The organism is Microcoleus sp. LAD1_D5 (genome assembly GCF_036702115.1).
Classification (GTDB): Bacteria; Cyanobacteriota; Cyanobacteriia; order Cyanobacteriales; family Microcoleaceae; genus Microcoleus.
Genome location: NZ_JAUBSA010000053.1, coordinates 21,229 through 45,059, shown reverse-complemented (window position 1 = coordinate 45,059; position 23,831 = coordinate 21,229). Strand labels below are relative to the sequence as shown.

Annotated in this window: 24 protein-coding genes; 10 read left to right on the top strand and 14 right to left on the bottom strand. The window is 46.6% G+C overall.

Annotated elements, in window-relative coordinates; translation table 11 throughout:
- Nucleotides 1-103: 103 nt before the first annotated feature.
- The 3 genes from QUA70_RS20205 to QUA70_RS20195 form a co-directional block, all read right to left on the bottom strand.
- Nucleotides 104-1,039 (bottom strand): polysaccharide deacetylase family protein, encoded by a 936-nt coding sequence (locus QUA70_RS20205; protein ID WP_333349455.1) that lies wholly within the window; start codon nt 1,037-1,039, stop codon nt 104-106.
- Between the two features lie 616 nt (nt 1,040-1,655).
- On the bottom strand, nt 1,656-3,248 hold the full coding sequence (locus QUA70_RS20200) for a bifunctional pantoate--beta-alanine ligase/(d)CMP kinase (RefSeq protein ID WP_333349453.1): 1,593 nt from the start codon (nt 3,246-3,248) through the stop codon (nt 1,656-1,658).
- A gap of 195 nt (nt 3,249-3,443) precedes the next feature.
- Nucleotides 3,444-4,544, bottom strand: a complete 1,101-nt coding sequence (locus tag QUA70_RS20195; protein WP_333410642.1) for a septal ring lytic transglycosylase RlpA family protein — start codon at nt 4,542-4,544, stop codon at nt 3,444-3,446.
- Nucleotides 4,545-5,012: 468 nt separating this feature from the next.
- On the opposite strand from QUA70_RS20195, the gene purM reads away from it, so the two are divergent.
- Nucleotides 5,013-6,041 carry a phosphoribosylformylglycinamidine cyclo-ligase gene (gene purM, locus QUA70_RS20190; protein WP_333349449.1) on the top strand — a complete coding sequence of 343 codons (1,029 nt, stop codon included), beginning with the start codon at nt 5,013-5,015 and terminating at the stop codon, nt 6,039-6,041.
- Between the two features lie 422 nt (nt 6,042-6,463).
- On the opposite strand, the gene QUA70_RS20185 is transcribed toward purM, so the two are convergent.
- A complete protein-coding gene (locus QUA70_RS20185) occupies nt 6,464-7,249 on the bottom strand; it encodes a pentapeptide repeat-containing protein (RefSeq protein WP_333349448.1) in 786 nt (261 codons plus the stop codon).
- A 148-nt stretch (nt 7,250-7,397) separates the two neighbouring features.
- On the opposite strand from QUA70_RS20185, the gene QUA70_RS20180 reads away from it, so the two are divergent.
- Nucleotides 7,398-7,826, top strand: a complete 429-nt coding sequence (locus tag QUA70_RS20180; RefSeq protein ID WP_333349446.1) for a hypothetical protein — start codon at nt 7,398-7,400, stop codon at nt 7,824-7,826.
- A gap of 216 nt (nt 7,827-8,042) precedes the next feature.
- On the top strand, nt 8,043-8,957 hold the full coding sequence (locus tag QUA70_RS20175) for a PPC domain-containing protein (RefSeq protein WP_333349444.1): 915 nt from the start codon (nt 8,043-8,045) through the stop codon (nt 8,955-8,957).
- A 562-nt stretch (nt 8,958-9,519) separates the two neighbouring features.
- On the opposite strand, the gene QUA70_RS20170 is transcribed toward QUA70_RS20175, so the two are convergent.
- Nucleotides 9,520-10,143, bottom strand: a complete 624-nt coding sequence (locus QUA70_RS20170) for a DedA family protein (protein WP_333295025.1) — start codon at nt 10,141-10,143, stop codon at nt 9,520-9,522.
- A 355-nt stretch (nt 10,144-10,498) separates the two neighbouring features.
- Here QUA70_RS20170 and QUA70_RS20165 point away from each other — a divergent pair, with 355 nt between their 5' ends.
- Complete coding sequence (locus QUA70_RS20165) at nt 10,499-10,843, top strand: STAS domain-containing protein (protein ID WP_333349442.1); 345 nt, start codon at nt 10,499-10,501, stop codon at nt 10,841-10,843.
- Between the two features lie 44 nt (nt 10,844-10,887).
- On the opposite strand, the gene QUA70_RS20160 is transcribed toward QUA70_RS20165, so the two are convergent.
- The 7 genes from QUA70_RS20160 to psbN all read right to left on the bottom strand — a co-directional run bounded on the left by QUA70_RS20160 (nt 10,888) and on the right by psbN (nt 17,762).
- Complete coding sequence (locus tag QUA70_RS20160) at nt 10,888-11,538, bottom strand: hypothetical protein (RefSeq protein ID WP_333349440.1); 651 nt, start codon at nt 11,536-11,538, stop codon at nt 10,888-10,890.
- The gene (locus tag QUA70_RS20155) at nt 11,531-12,085 is read right to left on the bottom strand and encodes an Npun_F5560 family protein (RefSeq protein WP_333349438.1); all 555 of its coding nucleotides are present in this window, start codon (nt 12,083-12,085) and stop codon (nt 11,531-11,533) included. The genes QUA70_RS20160 and QUA70_RS20155 overlap by 8 nt, the downstream gene beginning before the upstream one ends.
- Nucleotides 12,086-12,347: 262 nt before the next feature.
- On the bottom strand, nt 12,348-12,947 hold the full coding sequence (locus QUA70_RS20150; protein ID WP_333349436.1) for a class II aldolase/adducin family protein: 600 nt from the start codon (nt 12,945-12,947) through the stop codon (nt 12,348-12,350).
- Nucleotides 12,948-13,816: 869 nt separating this feature from the next.
- Nucleotides 13,817-14,740 carry a hypothetical protein gene (locus QUA70_RS20145; protein ID WP_333311473.1) on the bottom strand — a complete coding sequence of 308 codons (924 nt, stop codon included), beginning with the start codon at nt 14,738-14,740 and terminating at the stop codon, nt 13,817-13,819.
- Between the two features lie 632 nt (nt 14,741-15,372).
- The gene (locus QUA70_RS20140) at nt 15,373-16,284 is read right to left on the bottom strand and encodes an MBL fold metallo-hydrolase (RefSeq protein WP_333163148.1); all 912 of its coding nucleotides are present in this window, start codon (nt 16,282-16,284) and stop codon (nt 15,373-15,375) included.
- A 1-nt stretch (nt 16,285) separates the two neighbouring features.
- The gene (aroC, locus tag QUA70_RS20135; RefSeq protein ID WP_190659307.1) at nt 16,286-17,386 is read right to left on the bottom strand and encodes a chorismate synthase; all 1,101 of its coding nucleotides are present in this window, start codon (nt 17,384-17,386) and stop codon (nt 16,286-16,288) included.
- A 244-nt stretch (nt 17,387-17,630) separates the two neighbouring features.
- On the bottom strand, nt 17,631-17,762 hold the full coding sequence (psbN, locus tag QUA70_RS20130) for a photosystem II reaction center protein PsbN (RefSeq protein ID WP_006633693.1): 132 nt from the start codon (nt 17,760-17,762) through the stop codon (nt 17,631-17,633).
- Nucleotides 17,763-17,974: 212 nt separating this feature from the next.
- Here psbN and psbH point away from each other — a divergent pair, with 212 nt between their 5' ends.
- The 4 genes from psbH (at nt 17,975) to QUA70_RS20110 (ending at nt 19,513) form a co-directional block, all read left to right on the top strand.
- Entirely contained in the window at nt 17,975-18,178 is a 204-nt protein-coding gene (psbH, locus tag QUA70_RS20125; RefSeq protein WP_015176007.1) for a photosystem II reaction center phosphoprotein PsbH, read from the top strand.
- 151 nt (nt 18,179-18,329) lie between these two features.
- The gene (locus QUA70_RS20120) at nt 18,330-18,587 is read left to right on the top strand and encodes a TatA/E family twin arginine-targeting protein translocase (protein WP_333349434.1); all 258 of its coding nucleotides are present in this window, start codon (nt 18,330-18,332) and stop codon (nt 18,585-18,587) included.
- A complete protein-coding gene (gene pth, locus QUA70_RS20115; protein ID WP_333349432.1) occupies nt 18,588-19,250 on the top strand; it encodes an aminoacyl-tRNA hydrolase in 663 nt (220 codons plus the stop codon).
- A complete protein-coding gene (locus tag QUA70_RS20110) occupies nt 19,247-19,513 on the top strand; it encodes a DUF3146 family protein (protein ID WP_332958583.1) in 267 nt (88 codons plus the stop codon). Before pth ends, QUA70_RS20110 begins: the two co-directional genes overlap by 4 nt.
- An 81-nt stretch (nt 19,514-19,594) precedes the next feature.
- Here QUA70_RS20110 and QUA70_RS20105 read toward each other — a convergent pair whose 3' ends face one another.
- Together QUA70_RS20105 and QUA70_RS20100 are read right to left on the bottom strand one after the other, a co-directional pair.
- On the bottom strand, nt 19,595-19,969 hold the full coding sequence (locus QUA70_RS20105; RefSeq protein WP_333349430.1) for an S-layer protein: 375 nt from the start codon (nt 19,967-19,969) through the stop codon (nt 19,595-19,597).
- 81 nt (nt 19,970-20,050) lie between these two features.
- Entirely contained in the window at nt 20,051-20,881 is an 831-nt protein-coding gene (locus tag QUA70_RS20100; protein ID WP_333349428.1) for a type II CAAX endopeptidase family protein, read from the bottom strand.
- 215 nt (nt 20,882-21,096) lie between these two features.
- On the opposite strand from QUA70_RS20100, the gene QUA70_RS20095 reads away from it, so the two are divergent.
- Nucleotides 21,097-23,205, top strand: a complete 2,109-nt coding sequence (locus tag QUA70_RS20095; RefSeq protein WP_333349426.1) for a hypothetical protein — start codon at nt 21,097-21,099, stop codon at nt 23,203-23,205.
- Between the two features lie 126 nt (nt 23,206-23,331).
- Nucleotides 23,332-23,742, top strand: a complete 411-nt coding sequence (locus tag QUA70_RS20090) for a hypothetical protein (RefSeq protein ID WP_333410641.1) — start codon at nt 23,332-23,334, stop codon at nt 23,740-23,742.
- Nucleotides 23,743-23,831: the final 89 nt, after the last annotated feature.

The following is a 23,831-nucleotide window of genomic DNA, read 5'->3' as shown; positions in this document are numbered from 1 at the left end:
CACGGCAATCGTTTGGGAGTTTATTGTTGCCGAATCTATCTTGCTTTACCTCTGCTTAAATATCTGCGGAATGCGGGGTGTAAAGTCCCACTTTTCCAAATTTTTATTTTTGTGCTGTTTCCTGTTGTTGTAAGTCTTGTTCTTGCATCTGCAATAACTCGGGAACTGTTACGAAACTGTACCCTTCATTTCTCAATCGAGCAATAATATCAGGTAAAGCTTTTACAGTTCTGGCTCGATTGCCGCCGCCGTCGTGCATCAGCACAATGCCGCCAGAATTTGCCTGCCTCATCACGTTGTCTATCAAAGATTCCGTAAGGGTGCGCCAATCAAAAGAATCAGCAGACCACATCACAACTGCATAATTTTTCTTTTGAGCGTAAGCTGTCAATCCATTGTTTAAAATGCCTCCTGGCGGGCGGAACATCGATGTTTGGATGCCGGTCAAGTCCTCAATTAAGGATGAAGTGCGATCGATCTCGCGAGCGGCACCGTCTTCGTTATACTGAAGGTATTCATGGTTCCAAGTGTGATTGCCGATCGCGTGACCGGCTGCTGCGACCTGTTGGCCAATTTCGGGAGAATTTTTCAGGTATTTTCCTACCCAGAAGAATGTAGCCTTAATATTATTTTCCTTGAGAATATCTAAGATTTGTGTAGTTGTTTTCGGCCAGGGGCCGTCGTCAAATGTCAGGGCGATCGCCTTGTGCTGGGAGTTGAGTTTCGCGTGACGAATGGTTGTACCTTGAAACTGATCCGGTACGGCTGATTGAAATCGGATTGCCTGCACTTGGGCTAGAGACTGTTGGGAAAATTCTACTCGATTGGCGATCGCCTCGGAGAACTTATTAATATTGGACATCGGCGGTTGTTCTTGGGACTGGGATACGGCCAAGACTTGCGCCTGAATCGGTTGCAATGGCTGACTGGCCCGCAAGTTAATCGGCCATGTCACACCCAGCAAAAAACTTCCTGTTGCTGCCATAAAAGCAACGATTAAAGTTTTTCGCCGCCTCCACAGCAGTTTCAATTTTTTCACGTCATTCTCTCCTTCACACGTTGTACAGTTAATTTGAGATTTTATGTTGATATCAAGTTAATCCACTTAAGAGGATAATCTTAAATTGGACAGTCCGTAAAAATGCTACTGGAAATAACCGATCGTGGGGAAGTCCGTCCGGATAAAAAAATTTAAGATTTGTGCGCCAGAAATCCCCTAACCCATGAAAACGCGGGATGGTTGAACTTTTTCCCCAGTCAGGGGGACGGTGCTCTCGGATTAATGGCACGATATTCTTAGGGACTCAGCCAGCATCGGCCCGCGTCTCTACCGACACTGCAAGTTGGTTTAACCTGAGATGTTGCAGTATTGTCAATAAGCTGTTTAGGAACAGGCAAGATGCCTGTTCCACAAGAAAATTCACTCTTTGTGGAACAGGCATCTTGCCTGTTCTTGATAATAGTGCAAGATGTGAGGTTAACCTGAGATGTTGCCCTATTGTCAATAAGCTGTTTAGGAACATGCAAGATGCCTGTTCCACAAGAAAATCTACTCTTTGTGGAACAGGCATCTTGCCTGTTCTTGATAATAGTGCAAGATGTGAGGTTAACCGGATTTGATATGAGGGCGATCGCGCGCCCCCAGCGTCGTAAAATTAACTTTTATGGCCGATTCTCTCGTTGTACAAGCCGACAATCCGATCGATAACTTCAGCAACAGTCAGATTGTCTGTTTGAATTTCCACAGCATCGGCCGCTTTACGCAAAGGTGCAACCTCGCGGGTGCTGTCCTTTTCGTCCCGCAGGGCGATGTCTTGTTCCAATTGGGTCAAGCTAATATTAGCCCGATCGGTATCTTTAAGCTCTAACAGCCGCCTGCGCGATCGCTCTTGTACCGAAGCCGTCAAAAAAATCTTCAGTTCCGCATCGGGAAACACGTTAGTGCCGATATCACGACCTTCTGCTATAATTCCGCCTTTTGTGCCGCAGCGCCGCTGTTCCTCCAGCAGAAACTGTCGCACCGCGGGAATCGCCGCCATTTCCGAGACGCGGGATGTCACTTCCAAACTGCGAATTGCCTCGGTTACGTCTTCGCCGTTAATCTTCAACATCTTTGATGCGGGATCGAGGTTGTATTCCAAATAACTGGAACTGATTAATTCGGCGATCGCGCATTCGTCGGAAATCGGCGTGTCTGTTTTCAATGCCAGCCAAGTCAGCGCCCGATACATCGCGCCGGTATCCAGATAAAACAAGTTCAAAGCTGTTGCTGCAAGGCGAGTTACGGTAGATTTGCCGGCCCCCGCCGGGCCGTCGATCGCCACAATTGGTCGGCGGTTCCTGAGAATTATATTGTCAATCAAGCGAGTAGAGCCGACTCTGGCTGCCACGGCTAAAAGTCCCGCTGTTTCCACAACCTGCAAGGGCGTCAAAGTGTCGGGATCGACGAGTTCGGCGTATTCGAGCTTTACTGCGGGTTCTTCTGCGACTGCTGCGCGGGCTGCTGCGAGTGTGGCTGCTGCGGTGCGGTCGCCTGAAGAAAAAGTTTCCGAGGCTTGTTGCAGCGCGCGGTAGAGTACGGAGGCTTGCTGTTTTTGCTCTGCTGTTAAATACTGATTGCGAGAACTCATTGCCAGTCCCGACTCTTCGCGGACGATCGGACAAGCGACAATCTCTACAGGCAAGTTAAAATCCAAGACCAGCTTCCGAATAATTGCTAGCTGCTGGGCGTCTTTTTGACCGAAATAAGCTTTTGTCGGCTGCACCAAACTCAAAAGTTTAGTAACAATTGCCGCGACTCCCTGAAAATGACCGGGCCTTGCTTTGCCGCACAAAACCGATGTCATCGCTGGTGGCGGCACTACTTGAGTTAAGGATGAAAGGTGAATCTCTATCTGTTTTTGGGCGGTTTGCTCTGTTTCTGTGCGCTCGACCGCTTGGTTGCCGAACATTTCAGTTGCTGAGGGAGCAAATATGGCATCAACCCCAGCTTGTTCGCACAACACTCGGTCTTGCTCGAAATTCCGAGGATAATCTTGAAAATCTTCTGTCGGCCCAAATTGCAGCGGGTTGACAAAAATGCTAACCAGGGCGATCGCATTTTCTTGCCTTGCCCGCTGGATCAAGCTCAGATGCCCTGCGTGCAAAGCTCCCATCGTCGGCACCAAACCGACTGTCAAATGAGGTGCAGCAGACTTTTGTAAATTTAAGTAGCAGCGAAGTGCTGCAATGGTAGTAAACAGGCGCACCGGTAGAATCTCCTGAAGGCATTCGGCAGAATGCAGAGTTTATTTGTCAGAATTTGTTCGACTTGACATCTTGCACCATCCTCAAGAACAGGCTTTCGGGCCTCTTCCACAAATAATGGTGCAAGATGTCAGTTTTATTCTACTTTCTGCCTTCTACACTTCGGATAACTTTTGTATTCTGCCTGAGAGTAGCCTTCAGCGTCCAACAGTTGTTTGCTGCGGCGGTTCGATCACTTCGATTTCCACTCTGGCAACGCCACTGCTGATCATTCCCAGTACGCTGGCGGCGCCGGCGGACAAGTCAATGAGCCGATCGCCCACATAGGGGCCGCGGTCATTAATGCGGACGACTACGGTACGGCCGTTGTCGAGATTTCTCACCATGACTCTCGTTCCAAAAGGCAAATTTGGGTGGGCTGCGGTCAAATCATTTTGGTTGAAACGCTCGCCGCTGGCGCTGAGGTTGCCGTTAAATCCTGGGCCGTACCAGGAAGCCCAGCCGCTGAGGCGCACTTGAACTGGGCCCATAGACAGCACGGGGGGTTCTGGTTGGGGTTGGCCTGCGACTTCTTCCAGGGGTGCGGCGTTGCCCAGAAGTCGGCGGAGGCGATTGGTTGCTTGCAGGGCGTCTCGGCTAAAGTCGCTGGTGGTGTCGGGGAGGATGGTTTCGGCGTTGATGTTTACCAAGTCCTCGCCGTTTGCCTGGATAATGTAGCGATCGCCTTTTTCCCACTTAACGGTAATGCTGTTCGGATCGATGTTGTTGCGGGCTAGCTGATTGAGTCTTGCTGCTAAGCTTGATGCCCGCCAAACTGGATCGGGTTCTTGGATGCGGTCGTTGCTGGCAATGTTTCCGACTTTGGGATTTTCTTTTGCGCCCGCTACTTTTGACGGACTGCTAGCACTGGCTTGGCTATTGCCAGTTTCTCTCAAAGGCGTGTTTGTTTCCGGATTCGCGTTCAGAAAGGTGATGACTGGAATGTTTCGCACGTAGACTGTCGCTGCTTGTCGCCCGCCTAAGTCGTGGGGCTGAATTTTGGCGATGGCGTCTCGGGCAATTTCAGCTCTTGCTTGATACTGATACTGTCCGACTTTTTGCGCTTCGACCCGAGTAGCGTTTAACTGCCGGGACGGTTGGGTGGCAATTACTTGCTCGGAAACCTGAGAGTTTTGCTTGTCGGCACCTGTTGCTTGTGCGTGACAAGAGGATGCCGTTCCTACCACAGGAACTAACAGGACAGCGAGTAGACCACCAACAAATTTTTCCTTCATACGTCCATTTTTGTGAATAGCCATTGCCAACCGAGATTGGAGGATTGGCCATTTGGCGGCGGGCGTCAAGGATTTCTCTCTTGCCCTTCGCCATTCCCCCGTGAGTCAAAGCAAAGTATCCGGGTGCGTTTTTGCTTTAATGCTTCCGCAAAAAAAAATGGCGGAAACTTCCCTGACACTTGACAACTCGTACTCGATCCGCAATTTGTGTTTTGTTCACGAACTGCAACAGACTACCACAAACTTTTGTGGTTGGGGATCGCTGCGATCGCGATTTTCACCAAATCTCCATCAAATTTTCTCAAAACCCTCTATCATAAAATCCTTTAGTTCCAGTGCTTACAGCCGTTTCAGTCATTACGGAAAAATTTACAAAAATTTACAAAAATTTAGTGTATTTTGTGGGCTGCCGAATGGCTAGTGTGAAAAAAGCTGTTTGTCAACTGTTATGGGAATAAACTAAAAATTAGAAGAAATCGATTTGGCGGACTTATGGATTATCGAGAAGCAGGTGTGGATGTTGAGGCGGGCAGAGCTTTTGTCTCGCGCATCGGGAGTATGGTTAAGAGCACGCACCGATCGGGTGTTTTGGGCGGATTCGGCGGGTTTAGCGGTTTTTTCAGCGTCCCGGAGGGTTTAAAAGAGCCGGTGATGGTTTCGGGTACTGACGGTGTTGGGACTAAGTTGAAATTGGCCCACAATCTCGATCGGCACGACACGGTAGGTATCGACTTGGTGGCGATGTGCGTCAACGACGTGCTGACATCCGGGGCCGAACCCCTCTTTTTTCTCGATTATTTAGCCACGGGAAAGTTAAATCCCGAACAATTAGCTGCGGTGGTGGCCGGCATTGCTGACGGTTGCAAGCAAGCGGGCTGTGCTTTGCTCGGAGGGGAAACGGCAGAAATGCCCGGTTTTTACCAAGCGGGTGAGTACGATTTGGCGGGGTTTTGTGTGGGAATTGTCGAAAAGAGCAAATTGTTGGACGGTTCGCGGGTGCAGGTGGGAGATGTGGCTGTGGGGCTCGCAAGTTCGGGCGTGCACAGCAACGGTTTTAGTTTGGTGAGAAAAATTGCAGGCGATCGGGGTTTTGACTGGCATTCCCAACCCGAAAAGTTAGGTGGCAAAACTTTAGGAGAAGTGCTGCTAACTCCGACTAAAATTTATGTTAAACCAGTCCTCGAAGCAATTAAGAGCGGTCTAGAAATTCACGGCATGGCTCACATTACGGGCGGCGGTTTGCCGGAAAATTTGCCCCGCTGTTTGGGAGTTAATCAATCTGTCAGAATTGACAGCAATAGCTGGCCAAATTTGCCAATTTTCCAATGGATTGCTGAAGCGGGCCAAGTTGCCACAGCAGATATGTTCAATACTTTTAATATGGGGATTGGGTTTGTGCTGTTGCTCGATTCCAGGGAAGTAGAACAGGCTGTTAAATGGTTTGACTCTCAGGGAATTGGTGCTTGGGCGATCGGGGAAGTGATTGAGGGGAAAGGAGAATTGATCATGGATAATGGGTAATGGGTAATTAGTAAGAAGCAATCGCAGGGGCTGAAGATTGCTTAGCTTTGCTTTGTGCAATAACAGACAATCTCAATCTGCCTTCATCTGTGTATATCTGCGGTTAAATTTATAATTTTGAAAGTAACCGCAGAGGACGCAGAGCAGACAGAGGAAGAAAGAGAAAAAGGAATTCACAACAGATGACTCGTTGCTACAATTTTAAATGAAAGTGAAATAAGCTATTGTGCCTTTCAATACGTTATAGTTCAAAATTATTTACGTGAATTAGTGTAAAATTTTACGCCTAACGTTTAAATTAATTGAAGAGCTATACTATTTATTACATCAACTCTGAAATGAAGGATAGTCAATTATTAAAGGGAGAAAATATCAAAAACCAAGGTAATGTTTGTATCACAGTTTAAATAAAAAACACCTTATCAGGCTTGTACCTGGCTCAATATTTCCAAAAAATCCTGCACAACTATATCCGGTTGTTCGCTGCATCGGGTAGCATGGTAATGTTTGACAAGACTGATGCCAGAATCTATGAAAAGCTGGCACATTTCATCTTCTGTTGCGCTTTGATGGGATGATCCACTGTCAATTTTCAGTATCCCTAGCTTGTTTTGGTGGAATATCAGAAAGTCAGCTTGTTGGTTTTGTCTCCCTGCGGGTGTTGCGAGTCGGAGTTGGGAGTTGGGGATGAAGAGGGTGGAAGTGCGATCGAGTATTTCGGCAATTTTCACTTGTGCGTCGGAGTGAAGGCGAAAACCATTCCAGTTAATTTCGTTTTCAGAGTCCGATAATTCAGTTTCAGTATCAGCATTTATTGTTTTATCTAAATCAGCTTGACCATAATCAGCTTCATTTAAGTTTGCGAATAATCTAGCTCCACTTAAGTTTGCTCCGCTGAGATTTGCACCGCTGAGGTTGACTTCGATGGTCAGATTTCGCTGTAAATTCACTTGAGTTCGCCGTAAGTATCGCTTTAAGACAGACTTGAGATTATCTTTTTTGACTTTTTCTTCTAGTGCTTTTGAAAGTAGTTTCCATAGTTTAGCACCAGCATATTTGATATAATCATATTCATATTCAGTGCTGGCTGCAATTTCTTTATAAGACCGTCCTTCCCAGGATGGACGAAACACTATCTCTTGAACTTTGTTGAGGCGATCGTAGTTGAGGGCTGTTTCTGCGATCGTTATGGCTTCGTCAACGGTCATGTGTTAAAGTCCCTTACTAGCGGAGCGTTAAGGTAGGATTGGTACAGATTGTACCGCAACAGGGAGCTAATCTTACTTTTTGATTACTTTTTCTCACTGTTGAAGCTGCTATTAAGTCGTTATAGTTTAAAAAACTAAGGAATTTTATATGGAACCTGTAACAATGACAGCCGGGGCGATCGCAACTTTAGTATTAGTCAAAGCCACGGAGACAGCCACAGAGAAGGCTACTGAAAAGCTAGGTGAGCTAGTCGTTGAGAAAGCTGATAAGTTGCTATCACTGCTTAAAAGCAAGTCACTAAGTACAGCAACGGCTATAGAATTCTCTCAACAGCAGCCCTTAGATTATAGCAAAGCTGTTCGTGAGTTACAAGAAGCCACGGAAGACCCGGAAATCGCTAAAGCAGTCAAGGAAGTAGGTAAAGATGCAAAACTGGCTGAAGCCGTTAAAGCTTTGACGAATGCACTTCAGTCTCAGCCACCAAGTGTCCAGAACTTTGGGAAGATAGCAGAGGAAATTAAAGAAATGAAAACTCATATTAATGGGAATGTTTATGGTGGAATTAACTTCAACTGACTGAATCCACCCGATAGCCAAAAAATCCCAAAAGATCGTGATGACGATATAACCAAGTTAGTAATTGGTTTATTTGGTCTGGTTATATTAGGAATTATAGCACTGGTAATAGTAGCTGCACCACTCAGTTTGTCACTTCCAACACAAACAACACCTCCTCATTCTACTGAATGAAATCACGCGTTATAAAAAAAATAAAAAGGTAGTGATAAAAAAATGGGGCAATTAGTAATTGGTTTATTTGGTGTGGTTATATTAGCAATTATAGCACTGGTAATAGTAGGTTCGTCACTTCGTTTTCCACTTCCAACACAAACAACACCTCCTCCTACTAAATCAAATGCTGAGTCTTATCCATCGCCTGCCCTTAATCCTTTCCCTATAAAGGAAACTTCATCGATAGCATCACCCCCACCTTCCCCTGTAGAAATTCCTGCCGATCAGAATCCTTGCAAAGCAGAGCAAAATGGCAATACCGTTAACCTTGGTTTTTTGGAGGATTTTTGCCCGTTTGTTGGTAATCTTAGCTCTAATAATCGAGAAATACGTTACCGTTTTACTATAGCTAATCCCAGTAATATAAGCCTGTTCTTAGATGACGTGAATAGCACAGTAGAAATGTATCTATATTCCGATAAAGATGGCACAGGAATAATTGAAGCTAATTATGGATATACCTCTGCTTATAAGTCTCAATCAGCAAAGATTAAAAAACAATTGGAGGAGGGTAGCTACATTGTTGTTGTGAAATTAAAAACTAGAGAGACCAAATACTCACTTCAAATTGTTAACGATACAAGTCAAGTTGAAAATGTTGGTTTTTTGGAGCAAAAGACAATTCCCAAAAATGGCATTGTTAGTTTAAAAAAACGAGAAAAGTTTTACGGTTTTCAACTAGACAATCCTAGCAGCATTAGTCTATCTTTAGATGGCGTAACTAGCGAAGTAGAAATGTATTTATACTCATCAGAAAAAGGTGGAGTAATTGGAACAAACTATGGATATACATCTGCTTCCAACTCAACGCCAGGACTAATTAAAAAACAAGAGTTGGGAGCTGGTTATTACATTGTTGTTGTGCGGTTCCAAGCTAGAGAAACCCATTACACTCTTACTATGTCGGCTCCATAAACTTACTATTTAACTCAATGCAGGAACATCCTAATACTCAGCAGAGATTGGACACTGAAAATTCATACTAGCCAACTCCAGACAGTGCCCCTCACGGTAGGGATAAAAACCCCAACGTTCGGCCACATCGCGACGGTAGCAATCCACATTCATCCCTTGTTGACCGATTAATACCTATTCTTGTAGAATTGATAGCGATCGATAAGCCGCAAATTTATCTGCTCTGTCAAAAGCCTCAGTTGTGGGAGATAAGACTTCCACTTTTTTATATGATGTTATGTTAATTACCAATAAAAATATTTGGTAGTAAGGACTTTAGTCTTTGTTGACTAATATTTTCCCTATTCATGACATAATTACTCACTACAAACTTGATGATTCTGATGGCAGAAACTATCGCTACAAACTTGATGATTTTGAGGACAGAAGTCCTGACTTATTAATAGGTGATCGCCAATCATTAGACTTTTTGCAAAAATAGATAATATCTGCGTTCATTTGCGTGTATCTGCGGTTAAAAACAGAAAATCTAGAACTCTTGCAAAAAGTCTAACCACTAATCTTACTTAGTCTTGTCCAAACTCCGCGCCTCCAACCAAATAGGAATTGCAATCCAAGCAACTGCTAACAGCAAAGCAAATACCGCAAATTGAGCAGCCCAAGCTACCAATTTCTCTAAAGACACAACTTGTCCCAAGAAGTAGGATAAACTCACCATTACAGATGCCCAGCTTGCAGCACCCAGAACATTGAACAGCGAAAATTTCCAAAAAGGCATTTCTGCAATACCTGCTAGGGGGCTAGCAAAAATTCGCAGCAATGCGATGAAACGGCCCAAAAATACGGCCTTAGCTGCATTTTTGCTAAACTGTTCTTTTAGGTCAAACAGTTGTTCTTCTCGAAAGCGGAAAAATTGTCCCAGCTTCAACAGCAGTGGCCAGCCGCCGTACCTGCCGATCGCATAACCAAAATTCCCGCCCAAAGTAGCACCAGCGATCGCACTGCCGAGCACAAACCAGTAATTCAGTTCCCCGCTGCCAGCTAAAAACCCGCCAGCAATCGTAATTGTCTCGCCTGGAAGAGGAACTCCCAGATTTTCCAGCAGAATTCCCAGAAATACTGCCCAGTAGCCGTAATCACGCGCAAACTGCTGAATAGTCTCTAACGATAAAAACTCAAAAGACATTCGATACTGCCTTCGTAAACTTTTGCAAAGCTCAATACATTTATATATTGGCTCGATTCAGCCAATAGTGCAATCTTTCGCTGTGATGAAGAACACACTGTTGTCGCGATCGCTGGTCCAACTAAAAATTACCCTTTCAGGCATACTAGAGGAATAGACAATTGTTGCGGTTGCGTTCCGCGCGATCGCTAGCCAGTTTCCTACTAAATAAATTTATCACAACGGCTCTCCCCACGGATTCCCACAATGGCGATGATCGCCCATCCTAAAACATACGCTGAAATGCCCTGAGTCTCTCAACAGAGTCAGCAAATAAATTCACTTATTCATACTTTACGATCGTAGGATAACTGCTATGGAATTTCCCAACTTCAACCAACCCATCGTCCTTCAACCTCACAACTGCCTCGACTCCCAAGCCGGCAGCCTCCTCCAGCAACAGCTAGCCGAGATTGTGCCTGATCGCCACAAACTCTGGGTAATAGATATGGCCGCCGTAGATTTCATCGACAGTTCCGGGATCTGCGCCTTAGTCGGCGGACTCAACGCCGCCCGCCACCGGGGATGCCGCCTCGTCATCTGCAACCTCTCAGCCACAGTCAAGCTAATTTTTGAAATTACTCAACTAGACCAACTCTTTGAAATTTTCGACAGTTTCGACCAAATTATCTCCCGTGAAACTCCGGCTTTAGTTGCTTGATTAAAATGAGAGCCCGCGTTTAAATCTCAAGTTTGCAAGAGACTTCAAGCAACCGCACAGTTAATTTCTATATCATAAATAGGTTTATTTGTCAAGCAATACCAATGACAAAGAAATAAATCCGGCACTTGAACGCCGACAGAAGCGATCGCAGGTGCAGCCGGAAAAGGCCAAAGTCGATCGAAACAAATCCTTTCCCCTACAAACCCGAACTGCATCAAATAAGTCGCCGGCGGCGCATTTAAAAGATTCAGCAAGCGGTAAGCCAACTCATACAACTGCTGCCGCCAAACATCCGACAAATGCACCGGTTGAGAGTAACTCAACTCGCCAGACAACTTGCCAGATTCCGCACCGATCGCCTCAGCATACAGTGGCCCCTTTGCCGTCAACACCACAGGCAGCCAAAAATTGCCCTCGCCGACGGGAAAAAGCAACTCCTCAGCCACTCGATCGCGCGCCGCCGAAACATTGCGGCAAAATCGATACACATCCTGACCCGGAAAAACCAGATTTTCTGGCACATCCAGCGTCAAAGGACAAACGATCGCCCCACCCAGAGCGATCGGGCCAGAATAGAGTTCAGAAACCCCACAGATATTGACTTCACTTAAAGGATTAGATTGAGCGATCGCCGCCTTGAGACTTGTGGCCGGATCTTTCTCACCACCCGCCACAATCAAAACCTTAGACATTGCCAAAGCTCGGCATTTGAATTCCTCGATCGTCCGTTTCATCTACGCTCGGCAGATCCAGGCCCTTAGCCTTGCGGCTCCGCACAGCGAGACGGTAAGTTACGCTTTGCAACTCAGTGTGCAACTGGCGGTTTTCCTTTTGCAATTGATCCAACTTTTCCTTAATTGGCTCGATGCGCTCGGCAAACTTCTGGCGGTAAACCCCTGGCAATTCCTGAACCACCTGTTCCAGCATCCGAGAGCGATCCGTCAATTCTTGCACTGACTGCCGCAGTTGGTAAACCTCAGCATCCCGCTCGGCGATTTGTTCCTGATAAAAACCCACCTGTTCTTCAACAGCTTGGAGTTGTTCCCGCATTGCCTGCATTTGAGCTTGGTGGCGATCGGAAACTTCCGGCGCCGGCACAAAATTAGAATTGCCCTTCACCAGTCTGAAAAGTTCTTGAGACAACTGCTGCACCAATTGGTCGCGCATTTGCAGCTCTTCGGTGAGACGAGATACCTCTGATTGCAATTCTTTGGAGCTTACAAGTTTAGTTTGATTCACGATGACTCTCAGCTTTTGTTATATAATTTGTTTCTCTTTAAAAATATCTTTCCCTTACCGCAGAGGCAAGAGGCACTTCAAAAGTTTTGAACCCATTAGGCTAAATCGAGCCAGCGGCAAGATGTCAAGAGTAAAGCTCAGTCTAACTCAAATCAGGCATCTACGTCATCACCTTAGTTTTTTGGCATAGACACAGGTAAAATCCTAGGTTTTTTGTCAATAAACCAGGTTTCTTAGCTTTTTCTGAGAATAGTGCAAGATATCATGTGTAACCAATCACAGCCGAAAGCACTTGGCCCGCTTCGTCCACGGTGCTGCCAAAACATATAATGCCGTCCTCGTGACCGGCCATGGCCAGAATTTGGCGCTCTGCCAACTTCTCCTCCTCAAAAAGTCTAAACATTTCTAAGGCCATCTGGGGAGTGCCGTAAGGTATTTCTTTTCTAGTAGTAGGAATCTTAAACAGCAGTTGCTGCCATAGCTTAGGATTATGGACGTGAATTATCCCGCCCACATCCTCTCTCTGAAGGTACAGGGCCCCGTGAGTCAGGGACTCCGACGAAGCTTGTACGGGGCCCCGGCATCCGAGGAAATTTTGTTCTAAGTTAAATTCGGTAACAGTACAGTATGATTCTGGTCCCAGAGTTCTCAAGTGTGCAGTCTGGGTTCCCGAAATCACGAATTGGCAAGAATTGCCGAGCCTGACGCTGACGTTGCCAAACCCTATGCCATTTTCGTAGACGCCAATTAATCCCCAAGCGTGGAGCCGATCGCGCCAGTCCATCAAATCTGCTATGTTCCGGGCAGCTACAGGGTCTGCTTCTTCCCAGTCACAGCGGTACTTAACGACTCCTTCATCCATTTTTTTGTCCGATCAGACACGACTCTGACACGACAGACATGGCCCAAGCTGAGACTTAATCGAAGTTGTCAAACTGCTTTTTTTTGCTTGCTGCCTTCTGTCTCGGTGCATAAGTGCCTTAACTAATCTACATTCCAGTGTCGCCGTAATTAGCGACCGACATTAGCAAAAAGTAAGCTAGGAAAGAAGAACCAATTATTGCAAAAATCATGATTTAGCCTCTAGGTGATTACAAAAGTTCAATATGAAAATGTACGCTTTCATTCGGGGAGTTTAATTCCAGGCTTTTGCCCGATCGAGTTTCTGATGTGAAACTACATAACCTCCCTGAATCGGTTATTGCTCTATACTACAGCGTTTCTACTGAGTTTAGCTCTACCTTAATAAATATTTATGGATCAAGTACGCCTTAATCCGCTAACTCCGGTAAAAAGCAACCGTATATTTACTTATTTTTTATGATTATATCTATATTGAAGCAAGAAGCAAGCGGAACAAAAAAAATATTTCTTAGCCAGTCTGGGACGAACTTGTCCAATCTTCGGGTGTTCTACGTTAGTCAACACATCTGTCAACACCTATGTTGATCGAGCAATTTTTAGCTCCGGGGCATCCTACAAGCTAAGAAACCGGGTTGAGGGTAATATCATGTCGGCTAAAATCACGGCCACGCCAGCTCGCGTCGGCGGGTTTACCCAAAGCTGTAGTAGTAGTATAAGTTATAGATCCCGTAAACCCGCGCCTACCTAAAGGGGGATAGTCGATCGACCGAACCGGATATAAGTCCTATTAAGAAAAAAACAAGCCGATCGAGCAGTGAGGGCCCGATCGGCTAAATTTTTCTGTGAAGTGCGATCGCCCCCAGCCCTTTAAATGTGGAAGTGATACAAAATGCTGCCGTCGTCTTTAATTTCGCAATTGGCATTAAAAACTTCAGCTTGTTGGTTCAAAAAACGCTGAGCGACATCCGGCGATAGCCGCGTTTCCATCGCAAACCGCACCAGAGTTATTTCGCCGCGGCCTTCTTTGATCAGTCGGTACAAAGCACTTTGGAGCCTTTCGCTCTCTTCTCGTTGAAAAGCTGCTTTGTACTTCCAATCCGCCACCGAAGGAATCAAACCGCGGCTGACTAAAATTGCCAACAGCAAGCCAATTCCCAAAATCAGAGGCACTGTCGGATCACTCGTGGGCGTCGCCACAATTTGCGGCACTGTAGCGGCGGCCAAACTGCTAACCATTTCTTTTTCCGACGCTTGCGTATCCGCCATTGCAAGCTGAGTTTTGTTGTAAAAGTCTTGCTGAAGCTTCATTTGCTGCAACAGGCGAGCGCGCTCTCTTTCGTATTGGTCGAGTTTTTGCTGAGCTTGTTTCAGGTCTTGAGTGACTTGTGCCAAGCGTTGGTTGAGCGACTGATTGACTGATTGCCACCGATATCTGTTAATCAGGCGGCTTTTTTCAACCATGCCCTTCATCAACATATCCGCCGTTTGGATTGCTTGCTCCTGATCGAGAGAGCGATACCCAACCACAATTTGTAGGGGTTGTTCCGGCTTAGAAATCTTGACACTAGCATTTTGTCGAACTTGCTGGGGCGACAGCTTAACTGCATCTGCCACTGCTTTGACCACATTATCTGCTAGGAGAACCTCCGGGGTGAGTTGCTCTCCCTGCTTGAGAATTGTCGTGCCCGTGGTCGAAAATTTGACTGGCGGATTATTAGAAGTAAGAGTGCCTTGAGCCATGAATCCGGGGGGCGGGGCGAGGCGGTAGGCCAGGGCGCCTGAAATACCCATAATTACAGCAAAACTGCCTAAGGCAATCCATCTGTATTGATGTGCTGAAGATCTAAAACGTAAATTTCCCATTTTGATAGTCAAGTCATAACATTCGCTTGCCGCAGCTACTGCCAAACTCAAGAGCGATCGTTTCTTTCTGGTTAGTCAAATTGACTGCTGAAAATTTTCTCAGTTTGTACCTAAAAGCTATTAGCTTTTGAGAGTTGTCAATATTCATGAGCCGAAAAAACCGATCGCGCTTTTATTTGATCCGAGCTATAACTTCAGTTTTTGTCCTTAATAATTAATCTGTAACAAGGCTTCTGGAAGTCTACTGGCCTCAGACTAGCACTCAGGCGTGCGATATCCTCGCCTCCCCGTGTTTGTTGACATTCAAAACAGTCTCCTTTTCACCCTTGGCAATCCTCCAATTATCTTACGTCTTGGCGTCTTGCGGACGCGGTTGAAGAATAAAAAAAACCTTAAATAATCTGGCTAAAAACTTAACAAGCAAGAATTATACCATGCAGTTAAGAGTTTGCTGCGTATTAAAAAAAATTGTGGAGCTGGTTTCGCCCCAGATCCACATATTCACATAACAATTATGGTTCGATCGATTGATGGTTCGATCGACCGTCAGAGGCGAAGGTTCAGAAGCCGATCGGCAAAATAAGACCCTCGCGGGCCATGACAGCCTTCGGAAAAGCGATTTGCACATCTTCGGCGATGCGATCGAGAAAATCGTCAGTGTGAGCCGGATCATGGTGAAAAATCACCACTCGTTTCACCCGCGCCTCCTTAGCCATTCTCACCGCTTCCTGCCAAGTCGAGTGTCCCCAACCCACCTTCGGAGACTTGGGGTTGTGATATTCCTCGTCTGTGTACATCGCGTCGTAAATCAGCACATCAGCGTCGAGGGCTAAATTGTAGACATTCTCATCTAGCCGATCGGGAAAATGTTCAGTATCCGAACAATAAACAACTGATCGTCCCTGCCAAGTCACCCGATATCCCATAGCAGTATTCGGGTGATTCAGAGAACCCGTCCTAATCTCAATATCGTCCAGCATCATCGTCTGGTTGTGATTGAGTTCGTAGAAATTCAAATCTGCCTGCAAACCCATCAGCGGCACCGGCGAATTCGAGTGGAGCACCCGTTCGACGAAGTGCCTTTTCATGCAATCTCCATCCGGCGGAGTCGCCCCATAAATATCAAAGCTATTGCCGCGGATGAAAGCTGGGGCGAACAGCGGGAAACCTTGAATGTGATCCCAGTGATAGTGAGTAAAAAACATATAAGCTTGCACAGGCATTTCTTGCACCAACTGGTCTCCCAGCATCCGCAAGCCTGTTCCGCCGTCAAAAATCAAGCGTTTGCCCGCGACTCGCATTTCCAAGCAAGAAGTATTGCCGCCGTAGCGAACAGTTTCCTGTCCGGGTGTCGGAACACTGCCCCGCACGCCCCAGAACTGTACTACAAAATCATCTATACCTTTTATTGATTCGGAGGGTTGAGGGCAATCAACGGGAGTTGCCGCTACAGAGGACAAGCTGATTTCCATTTTAAAATTCAGGCTTTAAGGTTCCACATTGTCCGTGATGGCGCAGCAGATGATCGCACAAAACTAAAGCTACCATCGCTTCCACCATTGGCACAGCTCTTGGCAAAACGCAAGGGTCGTGCCGTCCCTTGGCAGCCAGCAGGGTTTCTTCGCCCTCTCGGGTAACTGTACGCTGCTGCTGGCGAATTGTCGCAGTTGGCTTGAATGCCGCCCGCAAAATGATATTTTCGCCGTTAGCAATGCCACCCTGAATTCCGCCAGAGCGATTCGTCACTGTACGAATTACACCCTTATCATCAGTATAGTATTCATCATTATGTTCGCTGCCCTTGAGCAGAGTCCCGGCAAACCCGGAACCAATTTCAAAACCTTTGCTGGCGGGCAAGGACATGATCGCTTTGGCTAAGTCGGCTTCTAGTTTGTCGAATACGGGCATTCCCAGCCCTTTGGGTACATTGCGGGCGACGCATTCGACTACACCGCCGATCGAATCTCCGCTATCGCGAACTTTTTCGATCAGTTCAATCATTCTTTCGGCACATTCGGCATCAGGACAGCGGACGATGTTGCTTTCTACTTGTTCTAAGGTAACAGTGTCCGGGTCGGCGACACATTCTAAGTCTTTGATGCGTTTGACGTAGCCGACTATTTCGACTCCTGCTGCTTGTTTAAGAATTTTTTTAGCGATCGCCCCTGCTGCTACTCTACCTATTGTCTCTCTCGCGGACGATCGACCGCCGCCTTGCCAGTTACGAATTCCGTACTTGGCATCGTAGGTAGCATCAGCGTGGGAAGGGCGGTAAGTTGTTGCCATTTCGCCGTAATCTTGGGGGCGAGTGTCTTGATTGCGGACTAAAATTGCGATCGGCGTTCCCAAAGTTTTGCCTTCAAACACCCCCGACAGAATTTCGCAGGTATCTGCTTCTTTGCGAGGTGTCGTAATTTTGCTTTGGCCGGGGCGGCGGCGATCGAGTTCGGCTTGAATTTCCGATGCGTCGATCGATACTAGGGGCGGGCAACCATCAATTACTACTCCGACACCGCCGCCGTGAGATTCCCCAAATGTCGAGATCCGAAATAAATGCCCAAATGTATTCCCCATGATGCTTTAGCCTGAAACCTAATAATTTTTAGCTTAAATGGAATAGAGATTTACTGTATTTCTGAAAAATATACCATTGACCAGAAGGACACAGGCGATCGCCTCACAGAATCACTCCCTTCCCACCCCTAGAAGAATATCTACCAGGGAGAGAGGGAGAGACAGAGAATAAGAGATATCTGGAAACACACTTAAATTCATCAGTGTATCCGTGTCCGAATCCGTGTTGTGCCTTCCTTCTTCTTTAGTCTTCGTGTTCTTCAAAAGGATCTCTCAATTCCTTAGAAGGGGGACCGAAAGCGGTGTAGATCGAGAATCCGGTGATTGCCACCAGACACACGCCCAGTGAAATGCCGAGAACTGCTGCGGGTTCCATATTTTTGATCGATTATGAGTGCTCCACTCTATAATATTACAAAAAATAACAATCCGTCTGAAACTCTAGTGATTTTAGGCGCTGTACGGTATGGTTGCCAACCCCCACTCCCCATTTTCCGAGTCCCCCTGCAGCATTTCTGAGAAATTGCGATCGCAATTAGCGGTGAAAATATGTCAAACTTCTCTGTAGAGATTCATTGCAGGTGACTTATGGCACAACGGACTTGGTTAGGAGATATACTCAAACCCCTTAACTCGGAATACGGCAAGGTCGCTCCGGGTTGGGGCACCACGCTGTTGATGAGCGTTTTCATTGGACTGTTTTTCGTGTTCTTGTTGATTATTTTGCAAATCTACAACTCTTCGCTGATTCTGGAGAGTGTGGATATGGATTGGTCGAGCTTAGGCCGCTAAAAATTGAGCGCGAAACAGTAAGGCTAAAAGTAAAAATTGAGGGTAGAGGAGAAAGGGCAAAAGTTAAGTTGCCCCATTTTCCCTTACCCTTTCAAGTTGCTCGCTCCCTCATTAAACAGTAACTAATTAAATAGATTGCAGGAGAAAAACCATGAATATTTTTGGCATTGGTTTGCCGGAAATGGCAGTTATTTTTACGATCGCCCTATTGGTATTTGGGCCCAAAAAACTACCTGAAATCGGTCGGAGTATGGGAAAGGCAATTCGGGGCTTTCAAGATGCTTCGCGGGATTTTGAGTCGGAGTTCACGCGAGAAGCTAAGCAGTTAGAAGAAGCAGTAGCAAGTAGCAAACCGGAAACTGAAAAACTCGCAGCGGCTACTCCCAAGGAAGATAGCACAGACAGTTAAATGAACAACACTCAGAAGTCGGAAACACCAGCGGAGTTAGTGATTCCCCAGCTAATAGTTGGGTTGGGCAATCCCGAACCTAAATACGATCGCACCCGACACAACATCGGTTTTAATGCTGTCGATGCCTTGGCTAAATCTTGGCAGATTTCCCTGTCGGAAAATCGCAAATTTCAAGGCATATTTGGCGAGGGAAACTGGCCGCGGGGACAGAAAATCCGCTTGCTGAAACCGCTTACTTACATGAATTTGTCGGGTCAAGCGATTCGGGCGGCGACGGATTGGTACAAAATACCTGCAGAGTCGGTATTAATAGTATACGATGATATGGATTTGCCGATCGGGAAATTGAGAATGCGACTTGCCGGTTCGGCCGGCGGACACAACGGCATGAAATCGACAATTTCTCATTTAGGCACAGACAAATTTCCCCGCTTGCGGATTGGCATCGGCAAACCTCAAAACGATGCTGCTAAAAATGAGAAAGATACCATTTCCTTCGTGTTAGGAAAATTTTCCTCAGAGGAAAGTCAGTTAGTAGAGAAAGTGCTTAAACTGGTTGTAGAAGCTGTGGAACTAAGTCTGCACCAAGGAGTAGAAAAAGCCATGAGCCTTTACAATAGTCGCACAATTGCAGAAACAAACGCGGAAACAAAAAGGTGAGTTCGAGACGTTTGCCTGAAACAACTGCATATGTCCGGGTTACGGGTCAATCTTGGCAAAAAGGCACGATTGAGGGTGAAGTGACTGCGGGCAATTTTGAGTGGCAGTTTCAGTGGCGTTTCACGTCAGAAAAAACACTGATACTTGAGCCTTCTCAGGGTAGGGCATTGATTCAGGAACCGCTGCACCGTTTCCTGGAAAAATGGGATTATCAATTAGAACCAGGTGGCGATTATTCGTTTACGGTTCGGGCTGAGTTTTAAAATCTTGGTAATGGGAAATGCGGCAAAGGTAATCGGGAATAAAAACTTCCTCTAGTAGGATATCCCGCTTCCAGTAATTCTTTAATTAATCACGGGAAAAGGCTCTAATGGGAAATTGGGAAATGGTGCTCGGTAAGGCAAACTTTCTCTAATAGGAGGTCCCGATTCCAGTGATTCTTTAATTAAAGCAGGTGGCATCCCTTCTCGGTAAGCCCCGCAATAATACATTGTCAAAACAGCTTTGTAAGCCCAGTGATTGGAAGGTACATCGGTAAAAGCATTTGGCAGGGTTTCAACCTGATTCTGCACGCAAGCATTGAGAACTTGTTCTGGCGTTGGCTGCACTTGAACTAAAGAATTATTGGGCTTGACTTGTGCGGTATTTTGTGCGTTTGCCGGAGCTAACAAACCTGTATACATTAACAGTGTAGCAGTGCCAAAGATGCTGAGTTTCATAAGTTTATAAAATTTTGAATTAGTTGGGCGGTAGTGAGGACTTTAGTCCTCAAAGTTGTGGCAAATAAGGACTCTTCGTCCTTACTCGAAACCTTTGGAATGTTCAGACATTTTTCGCATTCCCAAGGCCAAGACACTCAAAAACAATAGCCCGATCGCCCCAGCTAGCGGATTGCCGTTAACTCCTGTCACCCAGTCGGGAACAGATGCCGAATATCGCACTAACTGCCCGATGTTAATCATGTAATATCCCCAGACTAAACCTGCATGAAGCCCGATCGACAAACCGAGGCGATTTTGGCGCGATCTTTTTCCCCAAACCAGAATCAAACCCAGCAACAACAACCCCGGAAACTGCGGCCAACTCCCCAGCATTGCCGCGACAGGTTTGATAAAATGAGATAGGGCAAACACCAGGCTATTGGCCCACAGAGATATTTTATAATTGTAATCCCGCTGCAACTCGTCCAGCAACCAACCACGGAATACCAACTCCTCCGCAAAACCGACTCCAAGGGCGCTTAACAGCCCTTCTGCGATGATTCTAGGCAAATTATCAGAATTTTGCCACGCGACTAAGCCGAACAGCCCTTGCACCGCAAATAAGCTGAAAGTGAGCAAAAGCCCGATCGCCAATCCGATTAAAAGCTCAAAACCGTTTTTTCGGGTATTGATTAAACCGTAACTTTTGAGTAATTGGGTTTGTCCGTAAACCTTTTTTCCCCAGCGCGACACTAGGAACAGAAACTCAGTAAACAACAATCCCATTGTCAGAATAGTTGCTAGGTTACTATCTTTAACTAAGAGATAAATTGGTGCTGCTAATGGCAACCAGACTGAAAGCAAAATTAACAGAAAAATTGCGCTGCGTAAAAGAAATGGATATGTGGCTATTTTGCTCCGGGTAGTCATTGGTTACACGTTACTTGCTGAGAGAGGTTAATTTTTAGTAAAAATAAACATAACATGGGTCGGACGCATGAGTGAAACAGTCAACAACACTGTCGCTTCAATGAGTGACACTCAAATGGTGTAGCACAAATAAGTGTCACTCGAAAAAGCGACTGTGCACTCGCCAACACTGCCATTTATATATGGAGTATCACAATATGAAAGGATAAATAAAAATGTCTCAGCAAGATCCTACAAGTATCGATGTAATCAGTAGTGATTTTTCGTTTGGAGAAATGTCAGTTGATGACATCGCCGCGATCGCCGCAATAGAGGCGGGAATTAGCGATCCAACGCATCCCATCCAGGGCGAAACCGCACCAATACCTAGCATCCCACCGCTACCGATCGCACCGAGCCCATTTCCGATCGCCAAACGACCCGTCAGCGGGCGCTACCGCGGTACATTAGGCAGCTTTCAACTTGAACTCCGGGTAGACGTTGATCGCACTCGACCGATGAAGCGGTTAAGCGGCGACTTCTTCCAAATTAGCGGCGGTACAACCACCTATTTTGGCTCCTTTATAGTCGATGCGCCGACGATCGCCGTGACAGCCTCTCAAGTCGTCGTCAAGGGCCTCGGAAGTTTTACCTTTGCCGCCGGATCTCCGGTAATTGAGGTGACAATCCAGCGAAAGTTCATCTTCCAGCCACAGGCGCCAGCAACGGTACAATTTTTCACAAATGGCGGAGTCGCCGGAGCAACTTATATTTGCGCCTTTGAGTCTGTCTATTTCCGCAGTCTGCGACTCGAAACAGACCGGGTTTCGGATGTTGTCACTCCCGTATTCAGCAGCTACAACACCGGCTCGCTGCCGTCGGGGGGGCCAGCGCGCAACCTCAGCGTCGTCAGTTCCTATGCAGAAGCTGGGATCGAGATGATCGCAACAGCAGGAAACAACGTCATCAACATCGATGAAGCTGGTGCTGGCGCTAAATGGAGCAACTCCGAACTGCACGCTTCGATGCAGAAACACTTCACCTTGTGGCAGGATTTGCCACAGTGGGCTGTTTGGCAGGTAGTTGCTCAACTCCACGACATCGGCCCTGGGCTGTTCGGCATCATGTTTGACCAGCAAGGGAAGCAGCGGCAAGGCTGCGCCGTATTTCATCAAGGTATAGGCGGAGAAACTGCCGAAAAACTGCGGTTGCAGCTCTATACCTACGTTCACGAGCTGGGGCATAGTTTTAACTTGCTGCACTCGTGGCAAAAATCCTTGGCGACGCCCCCCGGTACGAATCGCCCCCAGGCGTTGTCTTGGATGAACTATCCTTTTAATTACCCAGCGCCGGGTGGCGAGGCTACCTACTGGAGCCAATTTGCGTTTCAGTTCGACAATGAGGAGGTCATCCATCTCCGCCATGCGTTCCGCAACAATATTATTGTGGGTGGAAACGACTTTGCTATCGGCTCTGGTCTGGGTCAGGAAGTGATGGCCGATCCAATTCGCGATGAGTCGGGACTGACTTTCAGGATCTCAACCAACCAAAAAAGCTTCGCGCTTGGTGAGCCTGTGGTACTGGAATTAATGCTGGGAACGACGTCTGCAGGCGGGCGCCGGGTGCATACTTGGCTGCATCCGAATTGCGGCTTGGTCAAAATCGTGATTCGCAAGCCTAGCGGCGCAGTCGTTACTTATGAACCGCTAATCGATCATTTAGTTGGTCAGCGAGAAAGTACGATCGCCCGCGATGATGTGATTCCTGAAAGCGCGTATATCGGCTATGGCAAAGACGGACTCTATTTCGATCAACCCGGAAATTACCGGGTACGGGCGGTCTATGGAGCTTTGGACGGTTCCGAGGTATTCTCGGATATCCTGACTATTCGCGTTCGCTATCCTGTGACGCCAATTGAGGAAGAACTGGCCGCTCTGTTTATGGGCGACGAACAGGGTTCTTTGCTTTATCTGCTGGGTTCGGATGACGAGTCATTGCGAAGCGGTAACGATGCTTTTGAGGAAGTTCTAGCAAAATATCCGAAACACGCGATGGCAAACTATGTTCGGATGGTGCAGGGTATCAACGCTAGCCGTGAGTTTAAAACGATCACGGACGATCGTGAAAACCGGGTGATTGTACGCCCAGCGAAGTTGGAGGAAAGCGCCAAGTTGCTGACAGCAGTCGCCGATTCCAAGATTCTCGATCCTGTTTCGGCACAGATGTCTCTTTCGTGTTTAGCTGAGGTTCAGGCTAAAAGCGGGGATGAGGATGCGGTCAACAAAACGTTGAGCCAAATCTCAGCAATGGAAGTCAAGACAGTGCGATCGGCCGACAAGAAGTAAACATTAAATTGGTGAATCACCCTGAAGATTGCTTTACTTTATTCTAAACTAAATAAGTAAAGCAATTTTTGTTAGTTTGTACAAAACACTACCGACAAAAACCTCACAGCATTAAGGATAAGTCTGTTGTTGGTTCGACACCTGATAATTTTGTTGGCAATTTTGGCGATCGGGTCTACCTGCGTACCCGATCGCGCCCAAGCCGAGATTTTTACCTCTTACAAATACCAAGCGAGTACCACTATGCGTTTATCTGTCAAACTTCGCGACGGTTTCAGCAATAACACCGTGACTGTAGAAGTGAATGAAAAGGAAGTCTATCGTAAGTCTGGGGTGAGTACGGATTTGACGATTTCCTTCGCGGATGCCGTGGAAATTTCTGTGGAGGAATCCACAGTTAAGTTGAAGGTTGCGGTGGAGGGTGGTGAGACGGAAACAAAGGAAGTGCGGGTGCAAGAGACTCCTTTTGTTGATGTCTGGATTGTTGGCGGGAAAATGGAGTTGCGAGCATCAAAGGAAGAGATGCCGATGCTTTAGCAACTCGCCGATTCCACAGGAAATTAAACATTGACATCTTGCGGTTATTTCCTAATTGTCAAAAACCGATTTTTGGGCGCTGCCAACTG